Raw genomic sequence first — 26,501 nt, 5'->3', positions numbered from 1 at the left:
ATGACTGAAAAAACACCAATGATGCGGCAGTATATGTCCATCAAAGAAAAACACAAAGATTCTGTCCTGTTCTTCAGGATGGGAGATTTCTATGAAATGTTCAGGTCAGATGCTGAAGACGTCAGTCGTCTTCTAAATCTGACACTGACTAAGAGGCATGGAATCCCCATGTGCGGCATCCCTTATCATGCGGCCCAGAACTACATCGGTAGACTATTGAATGCCGGCCGAAAAATTGCCATCTGTGAACAGATCTCACTTCCTAAAAAAGGTATTGCCGTACGGGATGTTGTAGAAATCATTACTCCCGGTACGGTCGTCGATGAATCCTTTCTTGATAAGAAATCAAACAACTATCTGGCTGCCATCGGCAAAGTCTCAAAAGTTATGACTTTTTCCTATGTAGACTTGTCTACAGGAGAATTTATGGCGGCATCTTGCTCTGATAACCATCCCCAGGAGTTTATAAGAAAAGAACTCAGCCGACTGGGACCTCGTGAAATTTTGATACAGGAATCTCTTTTTGACGAAGCCTATTTCCGGTCTCTCTCAAATAAATCTGGATTGGTACTTAACCGCATTCCCGACTGGCTCTTTGATACAGACAGCAGCTACCGTCAGCTCACTGAGCAGTTTCAGGTGGCCAATCTGAAAGGGTTTGGCTTTCAAGCAGATGATCCGGCTATAGCGGCTGCAGGTGTTCTTCTGGAGTATCTCAAAGACACGGCTCGCCACTATCTCACCCATCTTGGTGGTTTAAAGAAATATAGCGAAGATCTTTATGTTTCTCTCGATGATGCCACACAGAAAAATCTTGAACTGATCCGGAATATGGATGATGGTTCTTCCTCATTTACGCTTCTCAATGTTCTGGATGAAACATCCACTTCCATGGGTGCCAGAAAAATGAGGCAATGGATTCTGAATCCTCTGCGCAGTAAAACCGGAATTGACGCCCGATTGGAAGCGGTGAGTATACTCTACAAAAACCAGATTCTCTTATCTGAAATTAGAAGCGTAATGAGCCATATTCTGGATATGGAAAGACTGAGTTCCCGTATCGGTTTGGATAAAGCCCATGCCAAAGACCTACTTTCTCTTAAAGATTCTCTAAAGAAAGTCTTTGAAATTGAGAAAATATTAGAAAAGGCCGAAGGGTTTTCTCCAATATGTACTCCCGTCATGAAAACCACCCTCCAGAATATGGCAGATCAGCTTGAAGAAGCCATCATGGAAGATCCCTCCATACTGCTTACGGAAGGAAGAATTATTAGGAAAGGCTATGATAGTTCCCTGGATGAACTTCGTGAGCTCAAGAATAACAGCCGGGCCGTTTTGGATGACTATTTAAATTCGATAAAAGAAGAAACAGGCATTACAAATCTCAAGTTAAAATACAATAAAATCATAGGGTATTTTTTAGAAATATCAAAGCTGCAGTCTGATCTGGTTCCCGACCATTTTATCCGGCGCCAGTCTCTTGTCGGTGCAGAGCGATATACAACTTCCAGGCTTGGAGACCTTGAGAGCGGGATCAATTCAGCCTCTGAAAAAATTGTTGAATTGGAAAAAAGTTTGTTCATTGCCATTAGGGAAAAGTTGAAACCCGAAATTCCTGTTATCCAGGAATTATGCAACAAGTTGAGTGAATTAGATTGCTATTCCTCCCTTGCCTATACCGCAACAATTCGGGGATATGTTCGGCCTCAGATCCGTGATGATAAGTCGTTGCTGATTGAGGGAGGACGCCACCCCGTCGTCGAAGCTCACTTACCTCCTGGAGAGTTTATACCGAACTCCCTTCATATGGATGACAAAACATCTACATTTGCCCTGATCACCGGTCCGAATATGGCTGGTAAATCAACTTTCCTAAGGCAGACAGCACTCATTGTACTCATGGCGCAAATTGGTTCTTATATTCCGGCAGATCAGGCTGTTATCGGTACTGTAGATCGTATCTTCTGCAGGGTAGGAGCTTCAGATAATCTAGCACGGGGAGAATCAACGTTTCTGGTAGAGATGAATGAAACAGCTCATATCCTTAGAAATGCAGGAGAGCGCAGCCTTGTCATAATGGATGAGATCGGACGGGGAACGAGTACGAATGATGGTCTATCCATTGCGTGGAGTATTGCAGAGTATCTACTGGAAGATATACGATCTAAGACTCTTTTTGCCACTCATTATCATGAATTAACCAATTTGGAACACGACAGTCTGATGAACCTCTCTTTGAGTGTGCAAGAAACAGGGGATGACATTGTTTTTCTGAAAAAGATCAAAGAAGGGCCGGCTAATAATTCTTATGGTATTCATGTTGCATCATTGGCTGGTTTGCCCGAAGAAGTCGTTTCAAGGGCCCGTCAGATCCTTGAATCTATGGAGCTTCATAAACAGAATTCAACATTGATTATTCCCGAGACTCAGCCAGTTCAACAGCAGGACCTATTCAGCTCGGATGAAATTGTTTTAGACCAGCTCAAGTCTGTAAATATCGATAATATGACTCCCCTGGAAGCCTTAAACATCCTGCACTCTCTTCAGGAAAACCTCAAAAATTAAATCTTTAAATCAAAAAGACGGATCGTCCTGTTTAAAATATATGACAATCGGACAGTTTCTAGATAACCAGCGATGCTATTATTGTGGATCAGAAGTAGAGCATCCATCGGGAATTTGCTCCATCTGTCGTACAAGGATTCTGGAAGATATTTCTAAGAAGGGGCCCCTTTGCCCTGTATGCTCCCAACCAGTTGTTTCATCCCATATGGATCAGTGCCCCTTTTGTGCCAGTAAACCCTCAAAGCTGAGTAAGGTATTATCCCTCTCTTATTTCAATGGCTCAATGAAAGAAATTATTTCCTTATATAAATCTGGAAAGCAATTGAATTTCCGTTTCTTTCTTGCTGAAATTCTTCAAGAGGCCCTTATGAGTCAGGGGTTGTTGGGGATTCCCCTTATCCCCATACCACCCCGGAAGGGTAAAATTCGCAAAACAGGATGGGATCAGATTGATCTATTGTGTAAAACAATGAAGCAGCAATATAAGAGTCTGATAATAAGATGCCTTACACGTTCTGATAAAGTCCAGCAGAAAACTCTCAATTTCGCAGAGAGGGAAGTTCATATGAAAAATACTTTAAAAATTAAAAAAATAAGGGCTGATTTCGTGGAATATCCCCGTTTTATACTGCTAGATGACGTGTATACGAGCGGAGCCACTCTCAGCGCGGCGGCAGAAAAGCTGTCAGAAGTATATGGGGGAGAAATCTTAGCTCTGGTGCTTTCTACTGTACTTTAAAGAGGATATTTGTTTTTGACTTCAGCTGTTAAGGATCATCTGTTGACACTTAAGTCACGACTTGATATATTAATTACAAATTAAATGGCATCCGCAGTGAAGAGCCCCCGCAAGGCTCTTTTTTTTGTATTTTTTTTATTTCAGGATGGCCGAACAGGAAGGGTATTTGAAAGATATTGACTCCAGAATCATAGAAGATCTGGAACCAGTGTTAAAAGCTATGGGCATCGCACTGGTCGAATGCAACGTTGCCATAGTGAAACAAGTCTATAATATACGACTTGTGATATTCAGGGCTGAGGGAATTTCCCTCAAGGATTGTGAAGATGTTCATAAAATCATCAAACCCCGTCTGGACCTGCTTATCGACTCGAGGGATTTATCGCTGGAGATTACATCTCCCGGCATTGACAGAAGGATAAAAAGCTCCCGGGAATATGACATTTTTAAGGGTAAATTTGTAAAAATATTGCTTGAAAGCAGTAATGATTGGATTTCTGGTAAAATAGTGGAATCAGACGGCGTAACTCTGGTTCTGATTATAGATGATAAAAAAGTATCCTATTCTCTTGATCAAGTCAGGAAAGGAAAATTGGATTATACAATGGAGGCCCGTTAAGCTATGACATCAGATTTCGCTGAATCAATACGTCAGCTTCAGCAGGAAAGAGGCATAACAGAGGAATTGGTTCTCAGTACTATTGAGGATTTTTTAATGGCAGCTTACAAGAGGAAATTCGGAACTTCGGACAATGCAATTGTCCGATTTAGTGAAGATAACTCCAATGTAGCTATTTTTGCTCAGAAAAAAATTGTTGATGAAGACGACTATTACGATCCTGTTTGTGAAATTCTTCTTGAAGAAGCCGTAAAATATAACGAAGAAAGTGAGTTGGGCGATGAACTTCTCATTGAAATAGACCCTAAAGAGTTTGACCGATTAGCTGTACAGAGCGCCAAACAGAGAGCCCGTCAAGATCTAAGAGAAATTCAGAAAGATACTCTTTATTCTGAATTTAAAGATAAGGTCGGTGAGATGATCATCGGGTACTACCAGAGAGAGAAAAATGGAAATATTTTTGTAGATCTGGGACGGACCGAAGGTATCCTGCCAAAAAGATTTCAGTCTCCCCGTGAAGAGTATAATCAGGGGGACAGAATTAAGGCTCTTATAAGTGAAGTAAATAAGACTCCCTCTGGTTTGCAGATCGTTTTATCCAGAACCCATTCGGATTTTGTAAAACGTATTTTTGAATTGGAAGTTCCGGAGATCTATGATAATACCATCGAAGTTCATAAGATTGTCCGTGAGGCAGGATACAGAACCAAGATTGCCGTTTCTTCTAATAGAGATGATGTTGATCCAGTAGGAGCATGTGTCGGTCTCAAAGGTGTTAGAATTCAGGCCATCGTCAGAGAGCTGGAAGGTGAAAAGATTGATATCTTGAAATTTGATCCAGATCCAATTGCATTCATCAAGAACGCGCTGTCTCCTGCAGAAGTTAATGATGTGGTTGTCATTGACGGTGCAAAACGACAGGCTTTGGCCATAGTTCCGGAGCAGCAGCTTTCTCTTGCCATCGGTAAACAGGGGCTGAATGTCAGGCTTGCCAATAGACTGGTTGACTGGAGTATTGATGTTAAAACAGAAGAGCAGTTCGAAGAGATGGACTTGTCTCAAGAGATCAATAGGGCTGCCTCCGAACTCTTTAGCAATGAAGAAGAGCCCAGTGAAGAAATTACCCGTATTGATGAGTTACCCGATATTCCCGAGAGAGTCGCAGCCCTGCTTGGAGAAAATGGAATCGATCTAATCGAAACACTTGTAAATATGAATATTGATGATCTCAAGTCCTTTGAAGGAATCAATGAAGATGATATAACCCTGATTAAGGGTACTATCGAAGAAAATGTAGAAATCGTGGAAAGTGACAGTGATGAAGAACTGGATGAAGATGAAGTCATTGAAGATGAGGAAGCCTATGAATGTCCCGAATGTGGGGCTGGTATTACTCTGGATATGACAGCTTGTCCAAGTTGCGGTGTCGGGCTGAGCTTTGAAATAGAAGAAGTCGAGCAGGATGGACAGGAAGAAGACCTGGACGTTCAGGATGATGATCAGGGATAAGGTGGTATATGTCAGAAGATTTAGATAAGAAAGAACCTAAAGCAACACTCATTAAGCATAAAAAGGCAGAAGCACCTCCCGTTACAGAAGCAGCTGACACCAAAAAGAAAGTTGTGGTAGTTAAGAAAAAAGTCGTTGTCAAAAAGGCCCATAAGGTCGTGGCAACTAAAGATACTGCATCGGAAGAAACGAAAACCAAACCTGTCGCTGCTAAGAAAGTCAGCCCTGAGACTTCGACTCCAAGTGAAGATTCAGCAAAGACCAGCGCTCCACCCAAGAAGCCAGCTCCTCGGAATCCAGACAGAGTTTCTAATTCCAGTCGTGGTACCGGTCGAGCCGGCAATCTGAGTGGTGAAAGCAGAGCACCCAGACCTTCTGGTGGAAGAGCGGGGAATTATGCACCCGGCGGCAGAAATTTTGAACGTCCTAGATCCGGTGATGATAGTAATAATCAGAGCCAGAATGGTGGATATAGATCAAATCCCAGTCAGGGTAGTGGATACCGTCCAAGTGGTCAGGGGAACAGTACTTATCGTCCTGGACCAAGGTCTGGTAATAGCACCTATCGACCCGGTCCCAGTGGTGGAAATAGCACCTACCGACCTGGTCCCAGTGGTGGAAATAGCACCTACCGACCCGGTCCCAGTGGTGGAAATAGCACCTACCGACCAGGAGGCCAAAGTGGCGGATACCGTCCCGGAGGTCAAAGTAGTGGCAACCAGAGTGGCGGATATCGTCAAGGCAATCAGGGCGGTGGATATCGTCCCGGAGGCCAAAGTGGCGGATATCGTCCTGGAGGACAGGGAGGAAGTACACCCAACCGGGGAGGATTCCGTCCTAGTGGTCCCGGAGGGCCCAATCGCGGTGGCTTCAGGCCAGGTGGTAGCAATGCTGGTGGTGGAGCTCCCAAGGAGTCACTGTCAGATTCTCAAAAATCTGCCTCAAAGAAATTCTTCAAGAGTAAGAAGGGCGTAAAGTCCTATCAGAAGAAAAAGGCTGAAAATACTGAGAAGCTGTATCAGATTAAAAAGAAAACTATCAACACAACGAATCCTGTACCAAAAGAAATTGATATTATGGAAGTTGTGACAGTTTCAGAACTGGCTAGAAAAATGAACCTAAAAGCATCCGATCTCATCTCGAAATTGATGGGTATGGGTATGATGGTTACAATCAATCAACAAATAGACGCAGAAACAGCAACTATTTTAGCTGATGATTACAACTGTAAGGTTAAGCTAGTCTCTCTTTACGATGAAACCCTGATTGAGTCTGAAGAAGACAAAGAAAAGGATTTAAAAACAAGACCTCCTGTTATTGCTGTTGTTGGTCATGTTGACCATGGTAAAACAAAATTATTGGATGCCTTGAGGAATACTGACGTTGTCTCCTCTGAACATGGAGGAATAACGCAGCATATTGGAGCCTATACTATCAAGTCCAAAGATGGACATGATTTAACCTTCCTTGATACACCCGGTCATGCAGCTTTTACGCTGATGAGAGCCCGTGGTGCCCAGGTCGCTGATATTGTTGTCTTGGTTGTTGCGGCAAATGACGGGGTTATGCCTCAGACAATTGAAGCCATAAACCATGCAAAAGATGCCAATGTTCCCATTGTTATAGCCGTGAATAAGATGGATCTGCCAGATGCGAATCCAGACAGGGTAAAACAGCAGCTTTCAGAGTATAACTTGATGCCTGACAGCTGGGGTGGAACAACACAGTTTGTAGAACTTTCTGCTCTTAAGGGTGAAGGTATTCAGGATCTTGTAGATGTATTGATTCTTGAATCAGAAATAATGGAACTGAAGGCAAACTGGAACTGTCGTGCCGAGGGGAAAGTTATTGAGTCCAAGGTCGATCAGGGACGCGGTATTGTGTCTACAGTATTGGTTGAACGGGGAATCCTAAAGGTCGGAGACTCTTTCGTTGCAGGTGTTTTTCCTGGAAAAGTAAGAGCCATGTTCAACTATAAGGGTGAAAAAGTAGACGAAGCAACTCCGTCTATGCCGGTCGAGATTCTCGGATTTTCCGGTATTCCCGGGTCTGGAGATCCCTTTCAGGTGACTGAAAATGAACGAGTGGCCCGTCAGTATGGTGATAAACGCCAGGAACTGAGGAAGATGGAAAGTGCCAAAAATGTGAAAAAAATCACTTTGGACAACCTTTATGACTCCATACAGTCCGGTTCTGTGCAAGAATTGAATGTCATCATCAAGGGTGATGTACATGGTTCTGTTGAAGCATTGCAACAGGCTCTCGAGAAATTGAGTACTCCTGAGATAAGACTAGTCTGCAAGCATGCCGCAGCAGGGGCTATCATTGAAAATGATGTGAACCTAGCCGTTGCTTCTAATGCAATCATCATTGGATTTCATGTTAGACCAACACCAAAAGCTCAGATGGTAGCAGAACGTGAGAAAGTGGAAATTAGAAAATACAACATCATTTATGATGCGGTAGAAGATATTAAGACAGCCATGGAAGGAATGCTTGTTCCCGACCTTGAAGAACAGGTTGTTGGTAAAGTTGAAGTCCGTGAAACCTTTAAGGTACCAAAAATCGGTGTTATTGCCGGTTGTATGGTTACTTCAGGTATCGTTACCAGAAAGAGCAATGTTCATGTTATTAGAGATGGAATACAGGTTCATACCGGACCAATTTCTTCTCTTAAACGATTCAAAGATGATGCAAAAGAAGTCCGTGAGGGATTCGAGTGTGGTCTTTCTATTGAAAACTATGTAGACATCAAAGTTGGTGACGAGCTGGAAGTTTTTATTATGAAAGAAATCGCCAAAAAATTGGGAGAACCTACAGCTAGTGAATGAGTTGAGAATGAAGCGTGTAGAAAGTCTAATTCGTGAACAGGTTAGCTTTCTTATAATGAATAGGGAGATTAAAGATCCCAGAATCAATAGTCTCCTCTCTATCACGATTGTGAAAGTTTCAAACGATCTTGCTTCCGCAAAACTGTATGTTTCCGGTCTGGAAGGCGAGGCGAAATTGAAGAAGAGCGTAGATGCTATGAATCATGCAGCCGGGTTTATCCAGAACAGAATAGGGAGGCAAATGAAGATGCGTCTGACTCCTAAACTTCATTTTTATCCGGACACGTCTGTCCGGGATGGAATTATGCTCAATCAGAAAATAGATAGTCTCCTTCATGATAAATCAAAAGAATCAGAATCTTAAAACTAAGTCCCTCTCCCATCAGAGTGGAGGGGGAATCATTTTACTTCATAAACAGCCCGGTCTTACCTCATTTCAGGCTCTAGGTCAACTTAAAAGGGTCTTAGGTACGAGAAAGGTGGGGCACACAGGGACTCTAGATAAATTTGCAGAAGGGTTACTCATCATTCTGACAGGGAAGTTGACCCGTTTGAATTCAATCATCACAGATATGGATAAGTCTTATGAGGCTTTGATCCGTTTTGGAAGTGAAACGGATACCCTCGATCCTGAAGGGGAAGTTATCGATAGGGCTCCTATTCCTGGTCTGGATGTGATTCAATCAAAGCTGGATCAGTTCAAGGGTGTTATTTCTCAGGTTCCACCCCAGTATTCTGCTATTCATATTGATGGTAAAAGAGCCCATGCTCTTGCAAGAAGTGGACAGAATGTTAAGATGCCCAGCCGTAAAATAACAATTTATGATCTTGAGATATTAGAGTACAATGCACCGGATTTGAGATTGAAAGTCCATTGTTCAAAGGGAACATATATTCGGTCTTTGGCTAGAGATCTAGCCCGGGCCTGTGGGAGCCGCGGATATGTTCAGGAATTGATTAGAACATCCGTTGGCCCTTTTGCTCTCTCTGAAGCTCTTAAAGTTGATGATTTCAGGGGTAAAGAGGATTTTTATCCCTGGGAAAAGTTTTTTGAGACTTTAGGGAACTCTGTATCTGTCTATTTGAGCGATGATGGTCTTCAGAAAGTGGAACATGGAGTGCCCTTTAAGGAAAATTTTCTGATTTCTCCTTTGAAGGCCGAGGCAGATTTTATTCTTTTGAAGAGTCAGGATGATATATTAAAGGCCGTCCTTGAAAAGAAGGATGGAGCGTATCACTATAAAATCAATTTGGCAGCAAGTTGATCAGAGTGAAATTTGATCTCTTGTATTTACTTACATAGCGGTATCTTAGATTGACTTTTATGGTGATTTCGGTAATATTGTATTTTCGGGTGCTGATTTCTGTCAGGGCGTTGCTCTGCTTTCAATCGGTATGAAACCCGTTTTATTATTTATGAGGAGTGTTAATCATTATGTTAACCAAAGAAAACAAAGTTGAAATTATTGAAGAATTCGGTGCTGATGCTAAAGATACCGGTTCAACAGCTGTACAGATTGCCCTTTTAACAAAGAGAATTGAAGATTTGACAGAACATTTCAGGGCAAATAAAAAGGACCATGCCTCAAGACGCGGATTGCTGAAGATGGTTGGTTCTAGAAGAAAGCTTCTTAAATATCTTAAGAGAAAAGATATTGAAGGCTACAGAACTCTAATCGCAAAACTCGGTTTGAGAAAATAATAAGAATCCCGCCGAAGGGCGGGATTTTTTTCTATTTTCCTTATACCGATAAAGAATTACGGATGTTCATAAACCGGGGGGAGTCTCCGGCTTGTCGCATTCGCACAGGCGTATAACGCCAAAGGAAACTATATGGAAACTTTTAAATTTAAAATTGGTGATGATGAAATCATCATAGAAACTGGCAAAATGGCCAAACAGGCTAACGGTTCAGTCCTGGTACGTTGTGGTGGTTCTGCTGTAATGGCAACCGTCTGCTGCGGTTCAGAATCTGTTGAAGGATTGGATTATGTACCACTGTCAGTTGACTACAATGAAAGATATTATGCTGCCGGGAAAATTCCTGGTGGATTTTTGAAAAGAGAGGCCAGACCAAAGGATAAAGAAATCCTTGTATCACGTTTGATCGACCGTCCCATGAGGCCTCTTTTCTATAAAGATTTTGGACGTGAGATCCAGGTTGTACCCATGACCATTTCTACAGACCAGGTACACACCCCTGATGTTTTGGGTATGCTTGCAGCTTTCGCGGCTGTTATGATCTCTGATATTCCATTTAATGGACCTGTGGCCGCTGTAAGAGTTGCCTCAATTAAGGGTGAATATGTTATTAACCCCTCTTTTCAGCAGATTGAAGAGAGTGAACTCGATATTATTGTTGCTGCCTCCAATGACGGGATCTGCATGGTTGAAGGTGGTGGACAACAGGTATCAGAAGACTTGATGCTGGGTGCTATTCAGGCCGCTGAAAAAACTCTTGCTGATATCTGCGCATTTCTTGTTGATATGACAGAGAAATGTGGAAAAGAAAAACTCCCGCTAGTAGAAAAAACTATTAAACTTGATAAATGGGACGATATGTGGGCCGAAGCCTACCCACTGATGGAAACCGCTGTTTTCACAGATGGAAAGTTTGAAAGACGTCAAGCCATTAAAACCATTAAAAAAGATATGATGGCAAAGTATGATGCCGAGATTCCAGAAGAGCAGAAGAAACTTGTGGGCGATCTTTTTGAAGAACTTGAACGTGTGATAATCAGAAAGTCTATTCTTGAAAATAATTTGCGCTGCGATAAAAGACCCAGTGATAAAATCCGTGATATTAGCTGTGAGATTGATCTTCTGGATCGTTGTCATGGTAGTGCTCTTTTTACTCGGGGTGAAACTCAGTCTCTGGGTATAACCACTCTGGGAAGTGTTCAGGATGAGCAGATTATGGATGACATCGATGGTGATCGAAGATCCAACTTTATGCTCCATTACAATTTTCCTCCTTATTCGGTAGGAGAAACAGGACGACTTGGTACCGGGCGCCGAGAAATAGGTCACGGACATCTGGCTCAGAGAGCCATCGAAGGTGTCCTTCCTAAGAAAGAAGAATTTCCCTATACCATTCGTGTTGTCTCTGAGATTCTTGAATCAAATGGTTCTTCCTCTCAGGCTACAATCTGTAGCGGTTCATTGAGCCTACTGGATGCGGGTGTCCCTCTAAAGAAACCTGTTGCCGGTATTGCCATGGGCCTGATTAAAGAGGGAGATGACTTTGTCGTTCTCTCTGATATTCTAGGTGAAGAAGACCACATGGGTGATATGGATTTCAAGGTTGCTGGTTCCGAAGATGGGATTACTGCCTTTCAGATGGATATCAAAATACCAGGAATCAGTATTGATATCATGAAAAAGGCTCTTTCGCAGGCCTTGGAAGGTCGTTTGTACATCCTTAAAATCATGAATGAAACCATTTCCGAGCCCAGTGCCGAAGTTTCTGAGTTCGCACCCAGTGTCACTTCTTTTAAAGTGGACGTTGATAAAATTGGTCTCCTGATTGGCCCCGGTGGTAAGAATATTAAAAGCATGTCTGAAAAGAGTGGTGCTAAAATAAATATTGATGAAGACGGAACTGTCAGCATTTTCTGCCGCGAGAAGAAAGGTACCGATCTGGCGGAAGCCATGGTGAAGGGAATGATCGAAGAACCCGAAGTCGGAACCATATACAAAGCGGTTGTTAAAAGAATCATGGATTTCGGAGCCTTCCTGGAAATTCTTCCTGGAAAAGAAGGGCTTTGTCATATTTCAAAGCTTTCCAATGAACGTGTTAATAATGTTTCAGACGTTTTAAAAGAAGGTCAGGAAGTAGAAGTACGACTGATTGAAGTGGATAGAATGGGCCGCATTAACTTGAGCATCGTAGACGCTCAGAACAAAGACTGGAAACCCCAGAGGTCCGGTGGAATGAACCGCAGGTAATATGTATTCTGTAGGGATTCAATTTTGAATCCCTCTTATGCTATAATCAGACAGTCCTCGATACGAGGGCTGTTTTTTTTGATATAAACATGAGGATATGGGATGAAGAACATAGAAATTAAAATTACAGGTCCTACAGAGATGCTCCCCCATTACGGGAGCGCAGACGCTGCCGGAGCCGATCTGAGAGCCTGTATTGACAGCAGTGTCACTCTCCAGGCTGGTGAACGCAAGCTTATACCAACAGGTTTGAAGATGGCCATCCCTAGGGGATACGAAGGACAGGTTCGACCCCGGTCTGGATTGGCCGTAAAAAAAGGCTTGACAGTACTCAATTCTCCAGGAACGATCGATGCAGATTATAGAGGTGACGTACAAATTATTCTGGTTAATCTGAGTTCTGAGGCAGTGACCATTGAGAGAGGGGACAGGATAGCACAAATTATATTTTCTCCAGTTATCCAGGCTGATTTTACACTCTGTGATACTCTCGATGAAACGAGCAGGGGAAGCGGAGGCTTCGGTTCTACAGGGGTTCAATGAAATACTCCCTGGTCCTTATATTCTTTTCATTTTCCTGTCTCTGTTACGGTGAGGACAGTATTCTGAATCTTCAGAAAATAAGAAGCCGGGGTGATTTTATCTCTGAGCAGTATGTCATTCAGGATGGGGAGCATAAACTGTCCCTTGTGAGTGATCCTACGGAGCGGACAATCCTCAAGAGACAGCTTTATTTAGAGGATATCTCTCTTCCTGAGTCTCTTTTTTTTGACACTCAGATTTCGGCCTTATCTGCTGATGGTGATGACATCTGGCTGGGAAGCCGCAGCGGTGATATTGCCCGATATTCTCTTTCGGAGCGAAAATGGACATCCTTTGTACGGGGTGAAGAATCCCTGGCCATACGCATGGTGCAGTCCATACAAATAGAATCTGAGAGAATCTGGTTTTTGTCTTATGGTAGTGTTGCCATTTATTCAAAAAGACATGATCGGTTTATTCAGCTATCCATTCCCGATGATCAGGAGTACCGGGGATTGCAAAGTGCAGTATTAATGGGCCAGGGATTGATTAGCGGAACTCAGTCTAGCAACCTGCGTAGGATTAGGCTGGACAGTCAGTCTGTGATTCAGCAAACCCCCTCTTTAAGGAATATTACGTTCCTGAAAGACCTCAAAAATGGAACTCTTCTTGCCGGAACGGAAATGGATGGTCTTTTTATACTGGATGAATATTTTCAGCCCCGTCCCTTGTCTGAGAATAACAGAAAAACATCGGCTGTGAGAGCCGTTTTGGGTGATCCTGATGTTAGGATGATAGGGGGGAGTTACGGAGCCGGACTCTTTCAGCTTGTCAGACAGGGGGAGGGGTATGATATAGTCTTTCTACATACCCCTGTTCAATGGATTACCGACGGAGTCGAAATCAAGGGGGAATATTATTTTTCATCCTTAGGTCAGGGACTTGTTGTTTTAGATGGGGAAACTCTTCAATCCAGGTTTTATGGCATATCAGAAGGGTTGAGTGGACTGGATATCAATGCATTGGTTTATGTTGATCCATATCTGATTTGTGCGGTACAGGGGCAGGGAATCATAAAAATACATGAAAACTATTTTAAAACGCCCTAGAAGCTACCAAACGCTTTATCTCTATATAGCCAAGGAGTTTTTTCTTTCATTTTTTGTCTCATTCCTGTTCTTTTTCTTCATTTTTTTTATAAATCAACTCCTCCTATTAGCAGAAGATATACTTTCAAAACAAGTTCCTTTTAGCTATGTCATGAAGCTGATTTTCTATTCATTGCCCTCTATCATTGCTATTTCATTTCCTTTTGCTACCCTGGTTGGTACGTTGATGACCTATGGCCGGTTTTCATCAGATAATGAGATTCTGGCCATGAAATGCTCCGGCATTACCTACAACAGAATATTTCTCCCCGTATTGCTCATTGGCATTCTATTTTCATTTCTATCTTTTTTTGTAAATGACTATCTTCTTCCCGTGGGAACAATCAATTTTACTCGTCTGTACAGAGAGATGATTTTCAGGAATCCAGAGGTTGAGCTGGAGTCTTATTCGATCAAGTATTTTCAGGACAGCATTATAATAACCGGTCAAGTAGAAGGCAAAGATATTGATAATCTGATTATTATTGAAAAAGATAAGGAAGCCAATAGGCGTATCATTTTGGCAGATGAAGCCCGCATCAACGATTCTTTTGAAGATGCCGGTGTCTTGTCATTTGAACTGGATCGCATACTGGATCATAAGAGTGAAAAAAGAAACCGCGGGGAATTCCTTTATTCTGAAGCGGAAGGAATGGTGTATAATATTTTGCTTAAGGATATTACATCTTCCATCCGAAATCCTGGTCCCCGTGAAATGAGTTCTCCCGATGTTTATAGAACCATAAAGGAGAAAGAGGTCAGATTCAATGAAAAAGTCAATCAAAGAAGGATGAAAAGCCTTGCCCTCATGGGTAACCTTTATGGAGATTGGCTACTGATGAATCAGCAGTCTAATCCCCGGGAAGTCATGTCCTATCCTGTAAAACTTGAAAATACAAGACAGCAATACCAGGACAGTCTGGCCGCCGAGGTTCAGGATCGGTCTCTTCAGATCTGGAAGCTGGAATTTCATCAGAAATTCTCAATTCCTTTCTCATGCCTTCCCTTTGTTCTTTTGGCTTTTCCTCTGGGATTGTATACGAAAAGGAGTGGGAAATCCGTTGGATTTGGAATTGGTTTATTCATCACCATTCTCTATTGGGGGATGTTGGTGGCCGGAAGGACCTTAGGCATCAGGACATTCTACCCGCCTGCATTGACTATGTGGCTTCCCAACATCCTTATTTTTAGCACGGGGTTCATCTTGTATCTTTTCAGGATAAAAAAATGAAAGTTCTACATAAAATGATCTTGAAAGATTTCATACCCACCATGCTCGTTGCCCTGGTATTTTTTATACTCATATTGCAGTTAGTCGATCTATTTGGAAACCTCTGGCGTTACCTCAATGCAGATGTTCCCTTGAGAGATATTGCCTATGTTTCTCTTCTGTACACTCCCAAATGTGTCTCTTTTTCGCTGCCCATAGCCATCCTCTTTTCAATCTCTTATACACTGGGCAACTACTATGCCAACAATGAGCTCATTGCTGTTTTCGGTTCAGGGTACTCCCTGTACCAATTGACAAGACCCCTTTTAATTAGCGGGATTCTTCTGAGCCTGGCAGGTTATTTTTTTGAGGATCGCATTGTAATTCCAACATTTAAGGATAAAAACAGAATCTCAAAGGAAATCATGGGACAAACTGTATCCTACAGCAACTCCAATGTTGCTGTTCTCAGTCACAAGAATACAGTGATATACATTGCTGATTTTTATAATGACCGAAGAGAAAGCCTGACTGGCCTTTCAGTCCTGTTTTTGGATTCTAATGGCGGTTTTGAAAAGAGGATTGATTCCAATTCGGCCCTATGGGAAGATAATCAGTGGAGTCTTAAAAATGTCAGAGTATACAAATATGATGAGAACCATGATTATGTGGAAGAAGAATTTTTCACAAGTTGGACAGAGCCATTGCTGAATGAGCCGCCCGGATCTTTCAAAAGAATTTCCAGAGATATTGACGAGATGAACAGCCGGGAAGCCAAAGAATGGGTCGATTCTCTCAAGAGGACGGGGTTTCCCTACCGTGGCGCCCTCACGGAATACTACCAGAGATTTTCCTTTGCCCTGACCCCACTGGTCGTTGCTTTTTTATCCTGTTCTCTAGGCGGGCGGTTCAAAAAGAATATCCTTCTCATGAGCCTTCTTTCCAGTCTGGTCGTTTCTGTTATATATTTCGTAGCTCAGATGATTATGGTTCTTTTAGCAAAACTGGGATATATTCCTCCCTTATACGGAGCCTGGGCAGCCTTTCTTATATTTTTAGTTTTTGGTCTGTACCTGTTCAAAACTGCTAAAACATGATTCAAAGAGGATACAGATAGGAGTTGAAGGAGTAATTATGATTGATATTAAATATAGAGATCCATCCTGCCGCGGTCGGGGAGGCATCTTGCATCTGCCTCATGGTGACGTTGAAATTCCGGCATTTATGCCCGTTGGTACCAACGGAACCGTTAAGGCGGTCAAGCATGACTCCGTGGCAGATATGGGGTATACACTCATTCTGGGAAATACATATCACCTTTATCTCAGACCTGGGATGGAAGTGATCAAGGCTGCCGGTGGCCTCCATGAGTTTAGTGGCTGGAAGCACAACATCCTGACTGATTCGGGAGGCTTTCAGGTTTTTTCATTGGCGCCATTTAGGAAAATAAGAGAAGAAGGGGTTCGTTTCCGTTCCCATATTGATGGTGCCTACCATGAGTTTACACCCGAGAAGGTTGTGGAAATACAGGAAACTCTGGGCAGTGATATTCAGATGGCCCTGGATATCTGCACAGAACCCGGAATATCGCATAAGGATGCCCTCAAGGCTCTCGAAATTACTACCAGGTGGGCCTCCAGGGCTAAAAAGCGTTGGGAAAATTGCCGGGACGACTATGAAGGAAAACTGTTTGGAATCATTCAGGGAAATTTCTACGAGGATCTTAGGAAGCGAAGCGCCGAAGAGATTTTGGAACTTGATACTCCCGGAATCGCGATTGGAGGACTTTCGGTGGGTGAAAGCCCACAGATGTTTAGAGACTATCTCCACTACACGTCCCAGTTTCTTCCTGAAGACAAACCAAGGTACGTTATGGGGATTGGAACTCCGGATTATATGCTGGAAGCCGTAGAAGCGGGTATAGATATGTTCGATTGTGTTTATCCCACACGGATTGCAAGAAATGGTACATGTTTTACCCTGGATGGAAACCTGGCTCTTAAGAACGAGCAGTTCCGTTTGGATCAGCAGCCCATTGAACCCAGTTGTACCTGTCCGGTTTGTCAGCAATACAGCCGTTCCTATCTCAGACACCTTTTCAAGGCCAAAGAGATTCTCGGACCCATGCTGGTCACAGAGCATAATCTGCATTTTCTTTATCAATTTATGGCTGAAGTCAGACTTTCATTGAAGGAAGGTCGATTCCTTCAATACAAAAAATCATTCCTTGACCGCTTCAGCAAGAGGACCTTTTGAAAGAAACGACGCGTAGGCAGAGCTTCCTGTCCACTCTGGCTGTTATGGCAGGAACGCTGGGGTCCCGGATTCTCGGTTTTGTCCGGATTGCATTGATCAGCATGTATTTTGGGGCCTCGGGTGAAGCCGATATTCTTAATGCCGTTTTTAATATTCCCAATAATTTTAGAAAGCTTCTTGCTGAGGGGGCCCTGTCCTCTGCATTTATTCCTGAGTTGTCCAGACAGATCGTGTCTGACCCAAAGGGGAGTCAGTCCCGCAGTCTCAGCCGAAGCATTCTGGGGCTGCAGCTTCTGATCCTCCTACCCATGTCACTCGTTTGTGTATTCTTTCCCGAAATTGTTCTGAAACTTTTTATTCGATTCCAGGAACCCTGGAAACTGGAAATGGCTATCAGGCTTTTCAGGTGGATCTTTCACTACATTGTCCTTATCAGCGTCAGTGCTGTTATTATGGCCGTTCTAAACTCCCATAACCGCTTTATGGTGCCCGCGGTCTCTCCCTTGTTGTTTTCAATCTCGGTGATAATTTCGATCGTGATCTGGCATGATACCCTTGGGATCTTTTCAATGGTTGTGGGGGTCTTGGGAGGTGGTTTTGCCCAGATCTTCTGGCAGTATCCTTTCTATAAAAAGATAGGATACTCCCTTTTACCCAGTTTCCGTTTCAATGATGAATCCTTCAAGCGGGTCATGAAACAATGGGTTCCCGTTCTGGTCACTTCTTCCATCTTTACGATCAACCAGCAGATAGCCATTCTTCTGGCAACAGGTCTGGAAGAGGGGTCAACAACAGCCTTGAGTAACGCAATTGTGTTCTGGCAGCTTCCTTTTGGTATCTTCAGCGCGTCTATTGCCACAGTGTTGTTTCCTAAAATGAGCCGTATGGCTGGAGAAAAAAACTGGGATGGTCTGTCCTCAACCCTGCAGGAAGGAATTCAAATGCTGGCGGTCCTTTTGATTCCATCCTCCATTCTGCTCATGCTTTTTGGTCCGGAGTTGATATCCATTGCCCTTCAAAGGGGGGAATATAAATCAGAAGATACGATTTTGGCGGCAAGGGTTCTTTTTGCCTACTCTCCAGGAATGGTTTTTGTCGGTTCATATAATCTTTTTCAGAGATCCTTCTATTCTCAGGGAAATTACAGCGCTCCCTTAAAAACAGCCGGAGCGGTGGTTGTTTCGGATATAGCCCTGTCTTTGTTTTTTCTTCATCTGGGATGGGGTGTCATCAGCCTCGCCTGGGCAAACTCAATTGCTTTTATTGGAGGATCATTACTCCTATTTTTGGGCAGTATAAAAGAGAATATTCATTTTAACTTAAAGAAACTTTTTAGCCAGATTTTTAGAATCCTGGTGGCTCAGATCCCTATGGCCGCGGCAATCTTTGGTATGAAGAGGATTCTGGATATTAGCCATTTCTACAATGGCAGCAGCTGGGTCAATTTGGGATATCTGGCATTGGAGGGAATCCTCTCTCTGGTTATCCTCCTGTCCTTTTACAGTTTAATGAAACTGGATGTGATGACGATCCTTAAAAGGAGAGGAAAATAATATGAAAAAAATCCTTATTCTTTTGATATTCATGTCTTTGCAGACTCTATACTCACAGGAGGATTCAAGCGAAGAGGCCGTCAGTGATGAAACGGATTCTAAAGAAATAGAGGCCGAGAAAGAAGAGCTTATTACGTCGCTGAATGAAGAAAAACGGGATGTCCTTCGTTATGGAATCGATTCTGAAGTCTTGGATGTGATTAGTGTTATTCAATCCGAAAAAGATATGACTTTCAATAAAGAATTAACCGACCTTCTCACTTACAATGAAAATCCAGATATTAATAGAGCCATTCTTGATTATTTTGCCATGATTGAAGTTGATCTGGCTGAAGAGCAAGCCCTCACTCTTCTTCAGAATCATATGGAAGACTATGAATACTCTACCAATCTTCTATTGGCAGCGGTCAGCTATCTGGGTAGTATCGGGTCCGTTTCAGCGGGAGATGTTTTTTATGATCTTCTTGATGATAACAATCTAGCACTATCTTCGGCTGCCCTCAGGGGGATAGCCAAGTTAAAAGACGATTCCAGAGTTGATGAAATTATGGAACTTTTGGAAGAATATTCGGGAGATACAGAATATCAGGACTTCTCCGCCAGTGCTATTTTGGTTCTGGGTGAACTGAAATACACGAGTGCTCAGTCTCTCCTGGAGACCTTCCTGGAAGATGAAGATGCTCCTGCTTCACAACGACAGTATTCTGCCATTGCCATAGGTCAAATCAATGAACCTGAGGGGCTGGACCTGTTAACCTCCATGTATGTCCGCTCTGAAGACAGCCTCCTTCGCTCTTACATCCTCAAGGGAATTACCGAGTATGATGGTCCGGAAGTAGAACAACTTCTGCTCACGGCCCTCAGAGACTCATTTTGGCGTATAAGAGTCGCCGCCGCCGAAGGTCTCGGGGAAAGGAAAACAAGCGAAGCAGTAGATATTCTTGAGTACAAAGTTCGAAAAGATCCTGTCAGACAAGTTCGATACTCCTCTCTGGAAGCCCTGGGTAAAATCAATAACTCACAGGCAAGAGAATTCCTTCTGAGTCAATTTGAAGGTGAAAAAATTGCCTTTGATATCAGACAGAAGGCTCTTACTTTGATGGTGGAACACAAAGTATCCGGGACCGTAGAGTCTCTGGAGAAGGTTCTCGGGCCCAGATGGGAGAAGGACAAGGACAATGAGCTAGGTCCCCTGTGCAAGACTCTGAGTACCAGTGAATGGGCTTCTCTAGAACCCTTGTATGAAAAAATGCTGGAACATCCTAATTTCGTCATTAAAATCTATGGTATCAGAGGGGCTAAACTCAATCATCTTTCTTCCCTGGTACCCAGTATTACCGGGTTGGATATTGAAGGACAACATCTCAATGTCCGTAGGGAAGCAAAAGCCGCTTTGGAAAGCTTCTAGTCGATCCTTCATGATGCTTTTCATGTATGAAGAAACAGACTAAGAGCTTGTATTTTCGTTAAAGGGAGAGTGTTATGAAAATTGAGAAAACCTACGACATCGGTGACCGTGAGAGTGTTTTGCTGGAGAATGATTCATTCCGGGTATTGATCAATCAAGAGAAGGGGATGGTTCCCGAACTCTGTTCTCGCAAAGGCAAAGCGTGGATCAATGCCCATTGGCAGCCCTGGTTCCGAAATACTTCTTCTGATAAATGGATAGCAGAGAAACATGAAGCCTACTGGAAGGTTCCCCTCTTGTTTGATATTGCTGGAAACTTTCCCTGCTGTCCCAATTTTGGTCCCGGACACAGCTGGAAAGGTTCGGAATTGCCTCCTCATGGTTTTACCAGTTCTATGCCTTGGAAAAATCAGGGTCTAAGAAAGGAAAAGGGTTCTGTTTCGGTCCAATGGGAGTTATCTCCAGAGAATCAAGCTCTGACTTTTAAAAAAGTGGATATGATTCGAGCTCATGAGAATGTTCATTATACTAGCCTTGCTGTCTCCAATCGTTCTGATTCTGAAGAAGAGCTTAACATTGGTTGGCACAACACGGTGGGAGCTCCCTTTTTGGAGTCAGGATGCCTTATTAATAATAATTCAAATGAATTTATGGTTCCCCCTCTAGGAACAGAATTTGATAATACAAGTCAGCTTCAACCTGGTTCAACCAGCAGTTCCCTCAAATCAATGGCCCTGAGAGCAGGGGGAACAGTTGATATGTCCAGAGTCCCCGGAGTGACGGGCTACACAGATTTTATTACAGCGAAAGTACCCTCCGATAGCCCCCTGGGCTGGTCTGCTGTTGTCAATACCAGACAAAAGCTTGTGTATCTCTCCTGGTTTACGGGACCCGCTAAACTGGGTAAATCAGAAATCCCTCTTTTCTTCTATAACTATTGGATGAATTATGGTGGGAGACCCTTCCAGCCCTGGGCAGCTCAGGATGGAGGGTGTGACCGGTCATTTTGTCTGGGATCTGAAAATTCCGTCAGCTATTTTGCCAACGGTCTTGAAGAATCTGTTAAGAATCCATCCCTCATGGGACATCCCACTCATATTGTGCTCCATCCTGGAGAAACGAGGGTTCTCAACTATGGAACGGCCTTTTTTTCCTACACTGGTGATGCTTTGGATCTAGGGATTTCAAGGGTGGAACAAAATGAGGATAGATTGATGATTTACGGGGAAGGGAAGGATTCTTCCATGTCTATAATGGCTCAGAGTCGTTTTGAGGAGCTGAAAGAGTTATCTCAATTCTAACTCATCATACAAATTATCCATGAGTCCATGGCTCTCTAAATCAGGAAAATGAAGATCTTGGTATAGAGAGCCTCTTTTAGATTGACAATTCACGAGTACAATTTTATGATATGTTTGTTGAAACAATCAACAATAAGGGTGTAAGACACATGACCGTTAACAAGGTCCAGGAAGGAAAGATCAACCGGAGCAGAACATTAAATCTAATTAGAATCAGACCGGGTGTCAGTCGAATAGAGGCCTCGGAAATCCTGGGACTCAATAGATCAACATTGACTCATATTGTGAATGATCTTCTCTTAGACGGGTACATCAGGGAAGAGAAAACCGCACGTTCAGGTGAACGGGGTGGTCGAATCCCTATTGGATTGAAAATTGTGGAGCGATTGATTTTGGGAATAGAATGGCAGGATTCATACCTCCGCTATAGCCTATCAAACCTCACGGGTCAGTCCTTAAAACAGGGCATGATGGACTTGATGGCGAATACAATCTCTCAATTCACGGATACAGCCAAAAAATTGATTCAGAATCTTGAAAATGAATTCTCTGATAGAATTTCCGGAGTAGCTCTGGGGCTTCCCGGTAGGATCAACCCTGACTTGGGCAGGGTTATTTCATCCAAGCCTCTGGCTCTTTTTGAGACAAACTTGACTGAAATACTGGTGGAAAACCTCGGGGTGCCGGTCCTGATTGAAAATGATGCTAATTGTTTTGCCTGGGGTGAAATTATGGGACGCCGAGAGTTCGATGGAAATCTGGTCTGTCTCTTGTTGCAGTTCCATTCTCCCGAGAGTCAGCAGACCTGGGACCAGGAAATCGGCATCGGGATTGTCCATCATGGATCGGTATACCACGGGTCAGGTTTTGCAGCTGGTGAACTGATGAATTCTCCGGTGAGTGATGAGCTGCGAGACTTATTTTTGAGGGAATTAAAAGAACAAGGGTCATCAGATATGGCAGCAATAGAGACATACATTTTGACCCTCTTTAAAACTCTGAATCCCATTATTTCGGCTCTAGATCCACACAGTGTGATTTTGGGTGGAGAGTTCTTCCAACACAGTCTAAAACTAGAAGCTGCACTGAAATCTTCCATTCCCTTCAAATGGAGCTTTTCCGATAAGGGGCTCTGGGAGGTCGCTCAGGGGGCTTCATCTTTTTTTATCAGAACAATTTTCACTCTTCCCGGTTTCAATGAGTCAGCACTTTTAAAGGGACAATGGGAAAAAGTCATCAAGTTAAAAAAAAACCAGGGAGGTACGCATGTTGAAAGGTAAAGCTGTAGTTGGTCAGTCAGGAGGCCCTACATCAGTAATAAATTCAAGTCTTGCCGGAGTCATATCGAAGGCTCTTGAAGAAGAGGCTATTACTAAAATTCTTGGTATGAATTTTGGTATAGAAGGTTTTATGAATGAAGATTTTTTTGACCTAAGTGCCCAGAGCCCTGAAGTCATAAAGGGGTTAAGAGGCACTCCATCTTCAGCTCTGGGTTCTTCCCGTCATAAGCTGGTAGAGGATGATTTTCCCGTCATACTTGAAATCTTAAAAAAATATAATATCCGTTATTTTTTCCTTATTGGTGGAAACGATACGATGGATACGGTACACAGGGTAGAGCTCTACTGCCGAGAACAAAACTATGAGCTCCGGGGAATTGGAATACCCAAGACTGTTGATAACGATTTATTCGGAACAGATTATACCCCGGGATTTCCATCTGCTGCCCGCAGCAATATCCTGAATGTACTCCAGGCGGGAGTCTTGGCGCGGGATATGAAAAAGGTGGATCAGTTTGTCATATATCAGACCATCGGGCGTGATGCCGGATGGCTTGCCGCAGCAACAGCCCTTGCAAGAAAGAAAGAGGGTGATGCCCCTCATCTTATCTATTGTCCGGAAAGACCCTTGGCGCCGGAACAGATGATAGAGGATGCAAAAGAATGCATCAGGAAGTATGGATGGGTTTCTATCGTAGTCAGTGAAGGTCTGCTGTATAAAGACGGGACTCCTGTAAGCGCTTCTCAAAATAAAGACAAGTTTAATAATACCGAATTTGGAGCCATGGGGGGGGCAAGTGTTGCCTTGAATGTTCATAGAATCCTCACTGATGCTTTAGAGGGGGCCCGCGGAGAATTTCAGATTACAGAATCACTCATTATGAGTGCTTTCGACAGGTCTGAGCCCCAAGACCTGGATATGGCATATAAATGCGGTCAAGAGGCAGTACGGCTAGCCTGTGGGGGAACCAGTGCTGTTATGGTCACTATCAAAAGGAATCCGGATTGTTCTTTTTCTCTAGGGCAGGCCGCCCTTGAGGATGTTGCCGTTAAGGCCAGGGCTATGCCCCGGGAGTATATCAATGAAAGAGGGAACGATGTGAGTGATGAATTTCTAAATTATATGACTCCCCTAATCTCATCACTACCGCAGTTCGTCGCATTAGAAAATAAGTTTTATAAGGAATAGGATATGACCGAATTCAAAAAAAATATTCTAGTGGTTCAGGCTCATCCAGACGATGCTGAAGCCTGGTGTGCCGGTACATTAGCACTCCTTAAAGAAGCCGGTTTTAAAATCTCCATTGTCACAATGACAGCAGGAGGTCTGGGTGGTATGAACGGTGATGAGGAAGAGACTACCCGTATCCGTAAGGAAGAAGCCCACAATGCTGCTGCACTACTGGAGGCAGATTATTACTGTCTTGATCAAAGAGACGGATTTGTTTTTGACAATGCTGAAGTCAGAATCAGGCTGGTCGATATTATCCGGAAGACTGAAGCAGGAATTGTCATCACTCATCTTTTGAATGATTATCATACAGATCATCGAGCAACCGGCACTATATGTGATGCCGCGGCTATGATCTCATCCCTTCCCAATGTCCCCTCAAAGGAGAAGCCGTTGCCCATCACGCCTCTTTTGTATCACAGTGCTCCCATGAGCCTCAGTGATCCATTGGGATTTCCCATTGCCGCTCCCCATTTTTATGTGGATATAAGTTCGACTATTGATAAGAAGCTTGAAATGCTTGGATGTCATGAGTCTCAAAAACTATTAATGAAGCACATGCACAAGATTGATGATTTTTTTGGTGAAATGAGAAAATTCAGTCGGGAACTGGGAGAAAAATCCGGAGTGGAATATGCAGAGTGTTTCTGGCAGCATCTGGGAGGCGGGTTTCAAAAAGATCCCTTTATTCAGGAAACGTTAAAAGACTATATTCGAATGGAGAACAGAAAATGAACCAAGAAGAAAAATATCAGAAATATGCCCTATGTAGAGAAATGTTGGAGACCCCAGAGCTTATCAGGAATTTTAATGTCCCCCATTTGGATCGTTTTTTAAAGACAAGCTCAGCTTCTGAAGATATATTTCTTACCGGGGAAGGTTCCAGCAGAATCTTCCCGGCTAAAAGAGCCATAGCCCAGTCTTTGATGAAAGGAGAGAAAACCAGATTTTTTACAGAAGGGTCTACGCAGGCAATGGAGTATATGCTGATGAATAAGCCTGTTTTCGGCTCTTCAAATTCCGGCAAAACAAAGGAGCTGATTCGGCTCTTCCATCAGTTGAACCGTGATAATCATCCCGACCTGTTTGCTGTGACTGCCACCAAGAATTCAGCTTTGGAGTCTCTTTCCAAAGAAACATATGTTTTGAGCTGTGGCAGTGAAAATGCCGTAGCTGCCACAAAGAGCGTTGCCGAACAGGCCTTGTTCTATGATGCGCTGAGAGCGGCCCTGGAAGGGAAGACTCTGGACGGTCTTAATCCCCTTGCCAAAGCTGTAGATCAGGCTCTATCAATGGAAATCGATCCTGCGGTCATTCAACTGATTGCCCAAGCTGATATGATTTACTTTTCTGGTCGAAATAATGGTGTAGCAGAAGAACTCACACTTAAAACAAATGAAATTACCAGAAAGAAATCTGATTTCTTGGAAGGTACCTATGGTGCTCATGGAATTGAAGAAGTCATGAATCCTGGTGATATTCTTATCATTGTTGATCCCTTCGAAGAAGAGGAGGCTAAGTTTTTAGAATGCCTGACTGACGGGGTAGGGGTTCAGATTATTTCTATTGCGCCTAGGAAAACATCCTTTGCCCACAGCCTCGTTATTCCAGAGGCTGGAGACTTTCAAAATTATGTTGAATTGGCAGCAGGCTGGAATCTTCTTGTAGAAACCGGTCTCTCATTGGGAATCGATCTGGATACTCCTGTTCGAGCCAGAAAAGTAGGTAATGAATATACACCGGAATCCAATTGAGATGAACTTTCTCTTTTTGCACTAAGATCTTTGGAAGAGGATTTACTCTTCCGAAGATTGCATGAGTAATTCATATTCACTGGATGAGAGGCTGGAACTATCTTCAGAAGAGCTTTCCAGCTTTTCGCTGATCTCTTTTCGAATTTTCTGGACATCCATAAGATGGGCTGCCATTTTTCTTTTCAGTTCTGGAAAACGTTCAGTATCCTTTTCGGAAAAGAATGATTTTTTTTCTTCAACTGTTTCTATGAGTTTTGATAGTTTTGTTTTTAGTTTCTGAATGGAAAATAGAAAGTCATTTCGTCTGATCAGATAGGGGTTTTCCTTGAGCAGGAGATAATGCCGATTCAGAATAGCATCAATCGCAAAGATCTGATTTATGATTCTACTGGCAAAAAACTCACTGTCAATTGAGAGTTTTAATCCGTTTTGAATATTGGATATTTCTGTGTGAAGATAAAAGAGATTGTCTTCATAATGAACCTTCTCGCTCATCTATTGCTCCCCATCCTGGTTTTGTATTATATGTTTCGGCAACATGGGCATTTAGCTTGACATCAATCAGCACTTATGCTATTTTTTCTCAGCCTCTTTATTTGCTCCCTAGGAGTAAATCATATAAGTCC

22 protein-coding genes are annotated in these 26,501 nt (G+C 43.1%); 21 read left to right on the top strand and 1 reads right to left on the bottom strand.

The features are described from left to right. The 21 genes from mutS to EXM22_RS06405 all read left to right on the top strand — a co-directional run bounded on the left by mutS (position 1) and on the right by EXM22_RS06405 (position 25,875). On the top strand, positions 1 to 2,565 hold the full coding sequence (gene mutS / locus EXM22_RS06505; RefSeq protein WP_149485736.1) for a DNA mismatch repair protein MutS: 2,565 nt from the start codon (positions 1 to 3) through the stop codon (positions 2,563 to 2,565). A gap of 283 nt (positions 2,566 to 2,848) precedes the next feature. Next, a complete protein-coding gene (locus EXM22_RS06500; RefSeq protein ID WP_149485735.1) occupies positions 2,849 to 3,304 on the top strand; it encodes a ComF family protein in 456 nt (151 codons plus the stop codon). 166 nt (positions 3,305 to 3,470) lie between these two features. Further along, entirely contained in the window at positions 3,471 to 3,923 is a 453-nt protein-coding gene (locus EXM22_RS06495) for an LSm family protein (protein ID WP_168203381.1), read from the top strand. Positions 3,924 to 3,926: 3 nt separating this feature from the next. Then, positions 3,927 to 5,432 (top strand): transcription termination factor NusA, encoded by a 1,506-nt coding sequence (gene nusA, locus EXM22_RS06490; RefSeq protein WP_149485733.1) that lies wholly within the window; start codon positions 3,927 to 3,929, stop codon positions 5,430 to 5,432. 8 nt (positions 5,433 to 5,440) lie between these two features. Further along, positions 5,441 to 8,263: a translation initiation factor IF-2 gene (infB, locus tag EXM22_RS06485; protein ID WP_149485732.1), complete on the top strand. Its 2,823-nt coding sequence runs from the start codon at positions 5,441 to 5,443 to the stop codon at positions 8,261 to 8,263. Between the two features lie 7 nt (positions 8,264 to 8,270). Continuing rightward, entirely contained in the window at positions 8,271 to 8,627 is a 357-nt protein-coding gene (rbfA, locus tag EXM22_RS06480) for a 30S ribosome-binding factor RbfA (protein ID WP_149485731.1), read from the top strand. Continuing rightward, a complete protein-coding gene (truB, locus tag EXM22_RS06475; protein ID WP_149485730.1) occupies positions 8,599 to 9,528 on the top strand; it encodes a tRNA pseudouridine(55) synthase TruB in 930 nt (309 codons plus the stop codon). Before rbfA ends, truB begins: the two co-directional genes overlap by 29 nt. A gap of 170 nt (positions 9,529 to 9,698) precedes the next feature. Beyond that, positions 9,699 to 9,965 (top strand): 30S ribosomal protein S15, encoded by a 267-nt coding sequence (rpsO, locus tag EXM22_RS06470; RefSeq protein ID WP_149485729.1) that lies wholly within the window; start codon positions 9,699 to 9,701, stop codon positions 9,963 to 9,965. 132 nt (positions 9,966 to 10,097) lie between these two features. Further along, the gene (gene pnp, locus EXM22_RS06465) at positions 10,098 to 12,212 is read left to right on the top strand and encodes a polyribonucleotide nucleotidyltransferase (RefSeq protein WP_149485728.1); all 2,115 of its coding nucleotides are present in this window, start codon (positions 10,098 to 10,100) and stop codon (positions 12,210 to 12,212) included. A gap of 102 nt (positions 12,213 to 12,314) precedes the next feature. Then, entirely contained in the window at positions 12,315 to 12,755 is a 441-nt protein-coding gene (dut, locus tag EXM22_RS06460; RefSeq protein WP_149485727.1) for a dUTP diphosphatase, read from the top strand. Continuing rightward, complete coding sequence (locus tag EXM22_RS06455; protein WP_149485726.1) at positions 12,752 to 13,843, top strand: ligand-binding sensor domain-containing protein; 1,092 nt, start codon at positions 12,752 to 12,754, stop codon at positions 13,841 to 13,843. Before dut ends, EXM22_RS06455 begins: the two co-directional genes overlap by 4 nt. Continuing rightward, entirely contained in the window at positions 13,818 to 15,113 is a 1,296-nt protein-coding gene (locus EXM22_RS06450) for an LptF/LptG family permease (RefSeq protein ID WP_149485725.1), read from the top strand. Before EXM22_RS06455 ends, EXM22_RS06450 begins: the two co-directional genes overlap by 26 nt. Beyond that, complete coding sequence (locus tag EXM22_RS06445) at positions 15,110 to 16,189, top strand: LptF/LptG family permease (protein WP_149485724.1); 1,080 nt, start codon at positions 15,110 to 15,112, stop codon at positions 16,187 to 16,189. Before EXM22_RS06450 ends, EXM22_RS06445 begins: the two co-directional genes overlap by 4 nt. Before the next feature lie 37 nt (positions 16,190 to 16,226). Beyond that, on the top strand, positions 16,227 to 17,348 hold the full coding sequence (gene tgt, locus EXM22_RS06440; protein ID WP_149485723.1) for a tRNA guanosine(34) transglycosylase Tgt: 1,122 nt from the start codon (positions 16,227 to 16,229) through the stop codon (positions 17,346 to 17,348). Then, entirely contained in the window at positions 17,345 to 18,901 is a 1,557-nt protein-coding gene (murJ, locus tag EXM22_RS06435) for a murein biosynthesis integral membrane protein MurJ (protein ID WP_149485722.1), read from the top strand. The genes tgt and murJ overlap by 4 nt, the downstream gene beginning before the upstream one ends. Before the next feature lies 1 nt (position 18,902). Then, entirely contained in the window at positions 18,903 to 20,309 is a 1,407-nt protein-coding gene (locus tag EXM22_RS06430) for a HEAT repeat domain-containing protein (RefSeq protein WP_149485721.1), read from the top strand. 74 nt (positions 20,310 to 20,383) lie between these two features. Continuing rightward, a complete protein-coding gene (locus EXM22_RS06425) occupies positions 20,384 to 21,610 on the top strand; it encodes an aldose epimerase family protein (protein ID WP_149485720.1) in 1,227 nt (408 codons plus the stop codon). Between the two features lie 110 nt (positions 21,611 to 21,720). Continuing rightward, on the top strand, positions 21,721 to 22,890 hold the full coding sequence (locus tag EXM22_RS06420) for an ROK family transcriptional regulator (RefSeq protein ID WP_149485719.1): 1,170 nt from the start codon (positions 21,721 to 21,723) through the stop codon (positions 22,888 to 22,890). Beyond that, complete coding sequence (locus EXM22_RS06415; RefSeq protein WP_246157083.1) at positions 22,877 to 24,079, top strand: diphosphate--fructose-6-phosphate 1-phosphotransferase; 1,203 nt, start codon at positions 22,877 to 22,879, stop codon at positions 24,077 to 24,079. The genes EXM22_RS06420 and EXM22_RS06415 overlap by 14 nt, the downstream gene beginning before the upstream one ends. Positions 24,080 to 24,082: 3 nt before the next feature. Then, the gene (locus EXM22_RS06410; RefSeq protein ID WP_149485718.1) at positions 24,083 to 24,856 is read left to right on the top strand and encodes a PIG-L deacetylase family protein; all 774 of its coding nucleotides are present in this window, start codon (positions 24,083 to 24,085) and stop codon (positions 24,854 to 24,856) included. Then, on the top strand, positions 24,853 to 25,875 hold the full coding sequence (locus tag EXM22_RS06405) for an SIS domain-containing protein (RefSeq protein WP_149485717.1): 1,023 nt from the start codon (positions 24,853 to 24,855) through the stop codon (positions 25,873 to 25,875). Before EXM22_RS06410 ends, EXM22_RS06405 begins: the two co-directional genes overlap by 4 nt. A 42-nt stretch (positions 25,876 to 25,917) precedes the next feature. Here the strand turns inward: EXM22_RS06405 and EXM22_RS06400 are convergent, their stop codons facing one another. Then, positions 25,918 to 26,370 (bottom strand): hypothetical protein, encoded by a 453-nt coding sequence (locus EXM22_RS06400; protein WP_149485716.1) that lies wholly within the window; start codon positions 26,368 to 26,370, stop codon positions 25,918 to 25,920. Positions 26,371 to 26,501 lie beyond the last annotated feature (131 nt).

Origin of the sequence: Oceanispirochaeta crateris (genome assembly GCF_008329965.1) — a bacterium.
GTDB classification, from domain to species: domain Bacteria; phylum Spirochaetota; class Spirochaetia; order DSM-2461; family DSM-2461; genus Oceanispirochaeta; species Oceanispirochaeta crateris.
The sequence above is the reverse complement of the archived record's forward strand: the minus strand, read 5'-3'. Positions and strand labels throughout refer to the sequence as shown.

Excerpts from the sequence above, each read along its gene's own strand:
- mutS (WP_149485736.1), top strand. The coding sequence starts at position 1 with ATGACTGAAAAAACACCAATGATGCGGCAGTATATGTCCATCAAAGAA.
- EXM22_RS06500 (WP_149485735.1), top strand. The coding sequence starts at position 2,849 with ATGAAAGAAATTATTTCCTTATATAAATCTGGAAAGCAATTGAATTTC.
- nusA (WP_149485733.1), top strand. The coding sequence starts at position 3,927 with ATGACATCAGATTTCGCTGAATCAATACGTCAGCTTCAGCAGGAAAGA.
- infB (WP_149485732.1), top strand. The coding sequence starts at position 5,441 with ATGTCAGAAGATTTAGATAAGAAAGAACCTAAAGCAACACTCATTAAG.
- rbfA (WP_149485731.1), top strand. The coding sequence starts at position 8,271 with ATGAAGCGTGTAGAAAGTCTAATTCGTGAACAGGTTAGCTTTCTTATA.
- truB (WP_149485730.1), top strand. The coding sequence starts at position 8,599 with ATGATAAATCAAAAGAATCAGAATCTTAAAACTAAGTCCCTCTCCCAT.
- rpsO (WP_149485729.1), top strand. The coding sequence starts at position 9,699 with ATGTTAACCAAAGAAAACAAAGTTGAAATTATTGAAGAATTCGGTGCT.
- pnp (WP_149485728.1), top strand. The coding sequence starts at position 10,098 with ATGGAAACTTTTAAATTTAAAATTGGTGATGATGAAATCATCATAGAA.
- dut (WP_149485727.1), top strand. The coding sequence starts at position 12,315 with ATGAAGAACATAGAAATTAAAATTACAGGTCCTACAGAGATGCTCCCC.
- EXM22_RS06455 (WP_149485726.1), top strand. The coding sequence starts at position 12,752 with ATGAAATACTCCCTGGTCCTTATATTCTTTTCATTTTCCTGTCTCTGT.
- EXM22_RS06450 (WP_149485725.1), top strand. The coding sequence starts at position 13,818 with ATGAAAACTATTTTAAAACGCCCTAGAAGCTACCAAACGCTTTATCTC.
- EXM22_RS06445 (WP_149485724.1), top strand. The coding sequence starts at position 15,110 with ATGAAAGTTCTACATAAAATGATCTTGAAAGATTTCATACCCACCATG.
- tgt (WP_149485723.1), top strand. The coding sequence starts at position 16,227 with ATGATTGATATTAAATATAGAGATCCATCCTGCCGCGGTCGGGGAGGC.
- EXM22_RS06430 (WP_149485721.1), top strand. The coding sequence starts at position 18,903 with ATGAAAAAAATCCTTATTCTTTTGATATTCATGTCTTTGCAGACTCTA.
- EXM22_RS06425 (WP_149485720.1), top strand. The coding sequence starts at position 20,384 with ATGAAAATTGAGAAAACCTACGACATCGGTGACCGTGAGAGTGTTTTG.
- EXM22_RS06420 (WP_149485719.1), top strand. The coding sequence starts at position 21,721 with ATGTTTGTTGAAACAATCAACAATAAGGGTGTAAGACACATGACCGTT.
- EXM22_RS06415 (WP_246157083.1), top strand. The coding sequence starts at position 22,877 with ATGTTGAAAGGTAAAGCTGTAGTTGGTCAGTCAGGAGGCCCTACATCA.
- EXM22_RS06410 (WP_149485718.1), top strand. The coding sequence starts at position 24,083 with ATGACCGAATTCAAAAAAAATATTCTAGTGGTTCAGGCTCATCCAGAC.
- EXM22_RS06405 (WP_149485717.1), top strand. The coding sequence starts at position 24,853 with ATGAACCAAGAAGAAAAATATCAGAAATATGCCCTATGTAGAGAAATG.
- EXM22_RS06400 (WP_149485716.1), bottom strand. The coding sequence starts at position 26,370 with ATGAGCGAGAAGGTTCATTATGAAGACAATCTCTTTTATCTTCACACA.